Source organism: Paenibacillus solisilvae (genome assembly GCF_042656405.1).
In the GTDB taxonomy this organism is placed as follows: Bacteria; Bacillota; Bacilli; order Paenibacillales; family Paenibacillaceae; genus Paenibacillus_Z; species Paenibacillus_Z solisilvae.
The window spans coordinates 1-7872 of sequence record NZ_JBHSOW010000011.1; the positions used below are offsets into that span (position 1 = coordinate 1).

10 protein-coding genes are annotated in these 7872 nt (G+C 47.7%); 3 read left to right on the forward strand and 7 right to left on the reverse strand.

The annotated features are described in order from the left end of the window. Positions 1 to 142: 142 nt before the first annotated feature. Both ACFPYJ_RS02325 and ACFPYJ_RS02330 read right to left on the reverse strand, forming a co-directional pair. A complete protein-coding gene (locus ACFPYJ_RS02325) occupies positions 143 to 268 on the reverse strand; it encodes a hypothetical protein (protein WP_379186437.1) in 126 nt (41 codons plus the stop codon). Then, the gene (locus ACFPYJ_RS02330) at positions 261 to 998 is read right to left on the reverse strand and encodes a class I SAM-dependent methyltransferase (protein WP_379186438.1); all 738 of its coding nucleotides are present in this window, start codon (positions 996 to 998) and stop codon (positions 261 to 263) included. Before ACFPYJ_RS02330 ends, ACFPYJ_RS02325 begins: the two co-directional genes overlap by 8 nt. 337 nt (positions 999 to 1335) lie before the next feature. On the opposite strand from ACFPYJ_RS02330, the gene ACFPYJ_RS02335 reads away from it, so the two are divergent. Further along, positions 1336 to 2409: a LysM peptidoglycan-binding domain-containing protein gene (locus ACFPYJ_RS02335; RefSeq protein WP_379186439.1), complete on the forward strand. Its 1074-nt coding sequence runs from the start codon at positions 1336 to 1338 to the stop codon at positions 2407 to 2409. 729 nt (positions 2410 to 3138) lie between these two features. On the opposite strand, the gene ACFPYJ_RS02340 is transcribed toward ACFPYJ_RS02335, so the two are convergent. Beyond that, entirely contained in the window at positions 3139 to 3645 is a 507-nt protein-coding gene (locus tag ACFPYJ_RS02340) for a tyrosine-type recombinase/integrase (protein ID WP_379186440.1), read from the reverse strand. 124 nt (positions 3646 to 3769) lie between these two features. Then, positions 3770 to 4063 carry a hypothetical protein gene (locus tag ACFPYJ_RS02345; RefSeq protein ID WP_379186441.1) on the reverse strand — a complete coding sequence of 98 codons (294 nt, stop codon included), beginning with the start codon at positions 4061 to 4063 and terminating at the stop codon, positions 3770 to 3772. 163 nt (positions 4064 to 4226) lie between these two features. On the opposite strand from ACFPYJ_RS02345, the gene ACFPYJ_RS02350 reads away from it, so the two are divergent. After that, a complete protein-coding gene (locus tag ACFPYJ_RS02350; RefSeq protein WP_379186442.1) occupies positions 4227 to 4478 on the forward strand; it encodes an AbrB/MazE/SpoVT family DNA-binding domain-containing protein in 252 nt (83 codons plus the stop codon). Beyond that, complete coding sequence (locus ACFPYJ_RS02355; RefSeq protein ID WP_379186443.1) at positions 4475 to 4912, forward strand: type II toxin-antitoxin system VapC family toxin; 438 nt, start codon at positions 4475 to 4477, stop codon at positions 4910 to 4912. Before ACFPYJ_RS02350 ends, ACFPYJ_RS02355 begins: the two co-directional genes overlap by 4 nt. A 261-nt stretch (positions 4913 to 5173) precedes the next feature. On the opposite strand, the gene ACFPYJ_RS02360 is transcribed toward ACFPYJ_RS02355, so the two are convergent. The 3 genes from ACFPYJ_RS02360 to ACFPYJ_RS02370 all read right to left on the reverse strand — a co-directional run bounded on the left by ACFPYJ_RS02360 (position 5174) and on the right by ACFPYJ_RS02370 (position 7681). After that, positions 5174 to 5512 (reverse strand): DUF1801 domain-containing protein, encoded by a 339-nt coding sequence (locus tag ACFPYJ_RS02360; RefSeq protein WP_379186444.1) that lies wholly within the window; start codon positions 5510 to 5512, stop codon positions 5174 to 5176. A 245-nt stretch (positions 5513 to 5757) separates the two neighbouring features. Beyond that, positions 5758 to 6723 (reverse strand): MBL fold metallo-hydrolase, encoded by a 966-nt coding sequence (locus ACFPYJ_RS02365; RefSeq protein ID WP_379186445.1) that lies wholly within the window; start codon positions 6721 to 6723, stop codon positions 5758 to 5760. A gap of 301 nt (positions 6724 to 7024) precedes the next feature. Continuing rightward, positions 7025 to 7681 (reverse strand): alpha/beta hydrolase, encoded by a 657-nt coding sequence (locus ACFPYJ_RS02370; RefSeq protein WP_379186446.1) that lies wholly within the window; start codon positions 7679 to 7681, stop codon positions 7025 to 7027. Positions 7682 to 7872 lie beyond the last annotated feature (191 nt).

Sequence of the window (7872 nt, forward strand, 5' to 3'; positions counted from 1 at the left end):
GTACAGGACTAAGGCCGCCTAATTGCCTTTATTTATTTGTACTGTCTACTTGACGGGGTGCAGTTCAGAACAGGCTAATCGTGTTCCAAACTGCCGCTATGTTGATTTTCGCGTTCCTTCTGCAGGGGTTGAATCCACTCCGTTACACCTGCAGCGGAATCAAGCTTCGCACCTGCTCGAAAAGCTCTGCCCCCGTCTTTCCCCTCCTAAATTGCAGCTTCTCCGCTATAATATCCTGTTCGCTTGCGCGGACTGAATGTTTATTCATTTTTGACTGCGGCAATCAAGAGGAAAATGGGACGGCGTGTTTCGTCTTGCATTTCCGGGTGGTTGTCCAGCATTTCCTGCGCCGGTTGAGGCTCAGAGATTCTTGTTATTCTGAACCCGGAATCAATGAGCGTATTCATATAGGTGGCAGCCGTTCGATGATATTTGACAACATCATTGTCAAGAAATCTTGCCTGCCGCAGTCCTTCATCCTGATAGCCGTCGACAGGCCAATGCAATCGTTCGCCCTGTGTACCGTAATACCAGTCCTGCTCAGCGCGCGAGGTAAAAATCGGATGTTCGACCGAGAATATGAAGCTCCCTCCCGGAGCAAGACAGTGATGGACCTTCCGGCAAACGATATCAAATCGTTCAACATAATGAAGCGCCAGCGAGCTGATCACCACGTCGAATTCTCCCGCAGCAAAGTCAATGTCTTCAATAGCGAGCCGGCGGTACTCAATCGCCGAATCCTTGGTCATTTCTCTGGCGCGCTCCAGCATTTTCTCTGAGAGGTCTATTCCTATCACTGACCGGGCCTGCATTTCATGCGCATAGAGACAGTGCCAACCATAACCGCAGCCGAGATCAAGCACGTTTTTATCCTGCAGCTCGGGAAGCAGGGCACGGAGTGCGGGCCACTCCCCGGCGACATTCAAGCCGCCTGTCGAACGGGGCATCTGGCTATATTTTTCGAAGAATCCGAGATCATCATATTTGTTCTGTTTCATCGTTTGCGAAGCCTCCTGACTTGAAGCAAATATAATTAAATATTACTTCCGCAGCGGAGCGAGAGCAACCTCGCGGCTGTCTTTCCGACATTAAATTCCCGATTCTCGTAATGAAACTATAATTGTTGATGATTTCTCCCCTATTTCCCCAAAATCCTCGTCAGCCCCCCAGCGGATGAGAATTCAGTATTACGACACAATTACTAGTCCATACCAGGAGACCCTGTCCCGGCATAGTGCCAAACACCTGATTTTCCTGATGTTCCGTTTATGGGAGGATAATTATAGTAATATAGAATGAGTAAAAGAGATTTGAAACACGAGGGGAGATTAAGCTTTGAACACAAATTCGACAGGCAGCGATTACCGTCCCAGAGCCGCGCGTACGAGGAAGAACAAAACCACTATTATGATCTCAGTGGCAGCAGTGGCCTTTCTTATTATTTGCGGAACATTGTATAGCATTTATACAGCACAAACCAGCTCCGGACCAAAGCAGACTACGGCAGGGAACGTTCCTGCAGAGAATGTTTCGACAGGCAATGAACCGGCTGAAACCAATACATCGACAAATGATGACCAGGCAAGCAGTGAGCAAACCGGCAGCCCGGATGCTCCTGATGTAACGCCTGCTCCCGGAGACCTCGCTTCCAATAATGCCGAGCCTGAAACTTCGGCCGAAGCCGGCCAAGGGGGGACTGTAGACCCAGATGGCACTAAGGCGGAAACTGCGGATCCGGGTGGCAGTCCGGTAAAAACGTCCGCCCCGGTGCAGGAGAACAATGGCGGCACAGCCTCCGAGCCATCTGGCCAAGCAGCGAAACTCCCGACGACCTATGTCGTCCAAAAAGGGGACACGTTGTCCACGATTTCCCTGAAATTCTATCAATCGAAGCTTCACGTCGCCCTCTTGGCGGAGCAAAATCATATTGTGTTTATTAATGATATGAAAGTCGGGGACACCATCAAGATCCCGGCACTGTCATCAGACGCCGGATCATCCGGGAAGCAGCAGGACATGGACTACACCAAGCTCAATTTGCCGGTAACCTATTTGGTCCGTGCTGACGATACCTTGTACAGCATCGCTATGCAATTTTATCGTTCAAAGGATTATGTGGATCTGATTGCAGAGCATAACAAGCTGAAAAAGACCGATGAATTGAAAGCGGGAAGCTCTTTAATTATTCCTGCCATTCCGGTTAAGCATCCGGCTGGTGGCGATAACAGCACGAACCCAACCGCTAAAGAGCATACCGTGCAGCCCGGAGAGACACTTTCCAGCATCTCCAGAAAATACTTCGGATCCAGCAAGTACGCAATGACCATTGCGAAATACAATCATTTGGCGGATAACGATGATGTCAAGGTTGGCGACGTGTTGAAAATCCCTCCTGTTTCAAAGCCATAAACTCATTTGCCCGCCGCGAAACAGGATCATGTTCTTGGACGGAAACCGCAGGGTCAGGCAATCACGAGTCCACCGTCAACCGCGGTGATTCGTCCCGTAATCCAGCTCGCTTCCGGGGAAATCGGTGAGAAATTAAAAGGATCTCTTTCAGAAATGCAAGCGTTAGCCGAAAAACGCGGAGGTAAGTTTCCAAAGAATAGGCTTATTTTTAATAAGCTCTATGAAATGGATGGTTATAACAATGCTGAGAATGGTATTCGATTAATCGTGATTCCCTATTTTATAGATTCCGATCAGAAAAAATTGAATTAATCCAGAGCGATTTAATAAGATTCGGTATCGAACTAATAACGAGTACCGTCATCATGGATGACTTCAGGTTTAACGATCATATGTTAGAGCGTTATGCAAAAATCGCCGGAGCTCGCTGCCGAATGGCACCCAACAAAAAATGGCGATTTGTCTCCTAAGGACTTTTAGCTGGTTTAGCGTAACGAGGCTGCCGAACGATCTCGTTGTCACTTCTAATTTTTCTTGATCACGAATCCCATCAAATAATCTTTTACCGTCTTTCTGTCAACGGGGTTAATTATAAATGGGTTTAATTATAACAGCTCATAAGAAATATTCTTTATTCACTGATTGGTACTACAACTTCTCGACAAACCCCGCAGACGTGGCTTCCGGCGGCCTCGTATAAATCGTTAAATACCGTTTATTTCGGTGGCGTCAGAGCCGTTCCAAATCTTGCTCTGTCACATCCGGATGTTTGGCCAATTCATTGGCAAAGGTATGGCGCAAGTCATGCGGACGCAGCGGTGAAATCTGGCGCTCCGGATCTTTCTGTTCTGCATCGTGCCATTTACCGATTTGCTCAAGGATTCGGTTAATGGATCTGGGATACAGCCGGCCATCTATTTTTCGAGCTGGTGTTCCTATCGCACTTAAGAACAAGGAAATCGTTTCCTCCGCATGATCCAGATGCCTTTCGTATTCCAAATAATCGGCCAGGGCAGCCCTTGCATCAGCCGACAAGTACTCGGTTCCTTCCGTTTTTCCCTTTCCGCGAATCCGGACGATCTTTGCACTACGAGCTGCACGCAGCTGCATAGGGTCACTAGGTTCGACTTGATCCAAATTCAGATTCACCAGTTCCTCTCGGCGTAGCCCCGTCGAAAGCAGGACGTAAACGATCGTCCGATCGCGCCGCGGACGCGCATGTGTTTTGAGTTCCATTTTTCCTTTCATCCGGCGTCGGTCCTTTTTGAGGTGAAACCACTCGAGCCGGTCACAAATGTTTTTAAGTGTCAGGATTTGTTCGGAAGTCAGCGTCCGCGGCTTAGGGTCCGGCAGCATGATCTCACGGATCCCTTTGGTGGGATCTTTCCAACAGCAGTTGAGGTGCACGAACCCGAAGCCATTTCATAAACCGTGAGAGTGCAGCCTGTTGATTGTTCACGGTAGCCGGCGCATATCCCTCCCCTCCCTTTTCGGGAGGACCATACAGCTGCTCGAGCCACGAAGTAACATCCCGTTTTACAACAGCCATTACTTTTTCATATCCGTACCGGTTCCGAAAGAAGTCAATGAACCGGCCCAGCTGCAGATCAATCTTTTTTTCGACTTCTCGTTTCCGGTCCCCTGATATTTCCATCCCCAAGTAGCGCTCTTTCCAAAGCGTTAATCGGTCCTCCTCAGGATCACAGACCGAAAAATTCTTCCGTGTCGTGTTTTGTCTTTATGTTTTAAGGTTGAATTAAATCGTTATAAGTGCGATAAAATAAGTAATAGTAAGACGATTTAAAGGACGGTGTGATATGGGGAATATATTAAAATTGGAAAGCGAAATTCGGACGAAGTATCAGATTACAATCCCTGAGGAAATACGCGTGAAAGCAAAATTGTCAGTTGGCGATAAACTGTTATGGCAGTATGATGAGGTTCGTAATGAGATCATTGTGATGCCAAAACCCAAATCATTCTCCGACAAACTTTGGGGACTTGGAAAAGAATTATGGGTAGATGAATCAAGTGATGACTATGTTCGGAAGGAGCGAGAAAACTGGTGAGCGCCTCCTCCCCCTCTTCATTTAAGAAAATCGCGTTGGACACAAACATTTTTATTTATGTGTTTGAGCAGCATCCTGAATTTGGCGAGAAAGCTAAGTGGCTGCTCGAGCAAATTGAGGAAGGAGCCTATTCAGCCGTTGCTTCGACCATTTCATTGACGGAGATCCTCATGAAACCGATCCGGGATGGGAATCTGGCTTTAGAGAGGCAGTACAAGCTGCTTTTCGCCCATTTCCCAAATCTTTCGGTTGTGCCCGTTGACAATACGGTTGCCGAACGGGCCGCTTTTCTACGAGGAAAATACGGAATGAAAACACCGGATGCGCTTGTGATCGCATCCGCCATCATTGCACAAGCGGATGTTTTTATTACAAATGATCTTCGATTGGAACAAGTGGAGGAAATACCATGTAAAGGTTTAGATCAATTATAAGTGCAAGTCAAAAGCTAGCAGGTTCCTGAACCGCAGTGGCCGCCTTAGTCATGTACCGGACTCTGAAATCTCGTCCGCCAGTTCGTGTCTGTAACAAAAGGAGCAGATCGTTCGACCACTCTCAAAAAAATGACTTATGGGCAGTCTCCGTATTGACAATCAGACATATGTATAATATATCCTTATTTTGTGAAGAAGTAAAAAGGATCCGCTGATGCGGATCCTTTTGCTATTTTATTCAAATAATCGTCGAGTAAATATTTAGAGAGAGCTGGAAGCTTGAACAACAAGATTAGCCAGCATGTTGTAATCGGGCGAATCCCCTTCATGAATTTTGAGCCACTTCCGATCAGCAGGGCCTTCAAAACCCTTCGGAACTTCCAAACCGGTAGCATTCATAATCATAAATGCAATCGCGTTTTTGGATGGGGAAATCACCGCGGCATAGTGCCCATTCTTCAAAAAATGTGGCTTCTTGTATTGAATTCGTTCCTCGACCTCAGGAATGGATGCATGGACGATCTGACGAAGTTGATTGGAAACCTCAACCTGCCACGGATGATTAAGACTTTCGATAAAAGTGGTGACCTCTGCGTTCATTACAGCACTGCTCCTTTCTTCAAAGATTTACCTAAATCTATTATAGCAAGTAATTAGTCACTAGATTTCTTTTCAATTGCTATTGTACAAATCTGCGCATTAGCTCACGAAAACTGGAGGCAGTCGCCACGGCAATTGTTACCTGTTTAATCCACTAACTTGCCCGTTAACGTAACCCTGCTGCCGTGTGTTTACGGAATTTACTTCTTGATTGACGATTTTGCGTAGTAAACTTAGACTCTTCGTTAATTCTCTGATTTAGTGATCAAATTATAAACTGATTTCAAATTTGTCTTAAAATGTGTAGTAAAGTACCAGTCTTGATAAACTTTCGGTACTAAGATATCATCGATGCTTTTCTTACTTTGAACGGTTTTCGTCACAATAGCCACTATATCAGTTATGTAACCTTTCACCTCATGAAGTTCTTTCAGTGAGCATACTTCGCCATGCCCCGGTACGATAGTTTTTACACCTAGTAGTTCGACTTGCTCCAAATTGTTTAGCCATTCCTGAGGATTTGCATAATTCATAACCGGGTGATGCTTGGAGAGCACCAGGTCCCCCATTACGGCAATTTTGTCTTCCGGAATGTACACGAATGCATCACTTTGCGTGTGACCGCCGCCAAACGTAATGAATTGCACAGTCCGATTGCTACCATGAATGGTCATTTGATGATCAAAAGTTATCGTCGGCAGTGTGTATACCAGATTAGGGAGCATCTTTATGTACTCACGGTCACAAGCATTTTCCCATTCCATTTCTTTTTTTAAATTTTCATCCGTCTCTTGTTGTATTTTCTCTTCGAGTTCATCAATAGCCTGATAAATCAGTTCCGGATTTGACAAATGCTGGGCTAACCTGTTTTTTACAAATGTAGACATGATTTCACGTGTAATAGATGTAGAAATAATATGAGCAGCAGGGGTAAACACTTGATTCCCGCATGTATGATCACTGTGCCAATGCGTGTTGACTACATAAGAAACCGGCTTTCCTGTGAGGTGCTCTGCGGCTGCCTGCAAATCCTCTGCAGCCTGTATTGTCGTGAATGTATCCACGACAAGCGTTGTATCGCCTAGATCAATGATTGCTGCATTCCCCAAAGAACCGGTACCAGGGACCGAAATCGCTGCAAATACACCCTCAGCGACGTGATTCAACCTGAAATGCTTAGAGCCAGTGAAAGTTTTTATTCTATTTTTCATTTGGTACCTCTCTCCTACATAATAATGATAGTTTTATTCTAACAGTTTTTTATTTCAAACTCGCTCATTGAGCATTCCTGCCAGATAGTTGAACAGACTGCTGGTTTCATCGGCAGCCTGTCGTCATGATGCTATCGTGCTTCGTTAGCGGAATGATGATTCGCGCAATGGTCCCAACCGGACGATCCGCTGACGATGCAAGCCAGGACGATTGGGCTGCTCACCATCAGGGCTTGCAATGTCGTCGGAGTAGGCGGGTCGGATGCGAGTCAAACCCACTTGACCCGGGCTCGGCGGATGTTTATCGTCCAAACGCCCACGCCACCATCAGCGGGAACTCTTCTCGCCACATCACATCGTCGTGCGACGCGACCCGCTCTCTCATTTCAACGTCCGCACCTGCATCGCGCAGCGCAGCCGCCCACCGGGTCGCGTTCTCGAGGAAGAACGGCTCCAGTGTGCCGGCTACGAGGTAGGTGCGCGGTAGCGGGCTTGGCATCACGCCAGGCGGTCGGTAGCCCCCGCCTGGCGACGCGGAGAAGACCGTACCGTAGATGTCCGGATGCCGAAGCCCTATGGCGAGTGAGAGCTCTCCACTCGCCGACACGCCGCACACCGCGGTGCGTTTGGCGGGCAGCGCGACGCTGAAGCGCGATCGCACCCATTGGCGGACGTCTTCGACGAAGAACCTCTCGTGTGCCGCGAACCGTTCCTGGTCGAACGGCGGTGAGTACTCATGGATGCGCACCATCTCATCCTCATCGGACGTCCGGTAGGCACCGACGATCATCGTGGGCGGTACGTCGGCGGCCTCGAGGTACCCGCCCCACTGCGAGATCAGCTGACCGTCACCGGCGAACACGACTGCCTGGGGTGGATCCGGAGGGACGTACACCGTAACCTGCCGACCACCATCATACTCGAGCGTCTCTGTGACAAGCTCTCCCGCGATCTTCATATCTCACATCTCCTGTGTTCATAATTAAACTTATCTCGTGTAGCACAACGAGGGGCTCTATGTTCCTATTTATTATAACTCAGCGTTTAAAAAAACCGCTCCAAAATGCGTTCAACTATAGTGCCCGTTAGCCACACATGCAGCGCAAGCGCTGCACCACAGATGATGAAAATGGGTCGAAGAATCCGTCA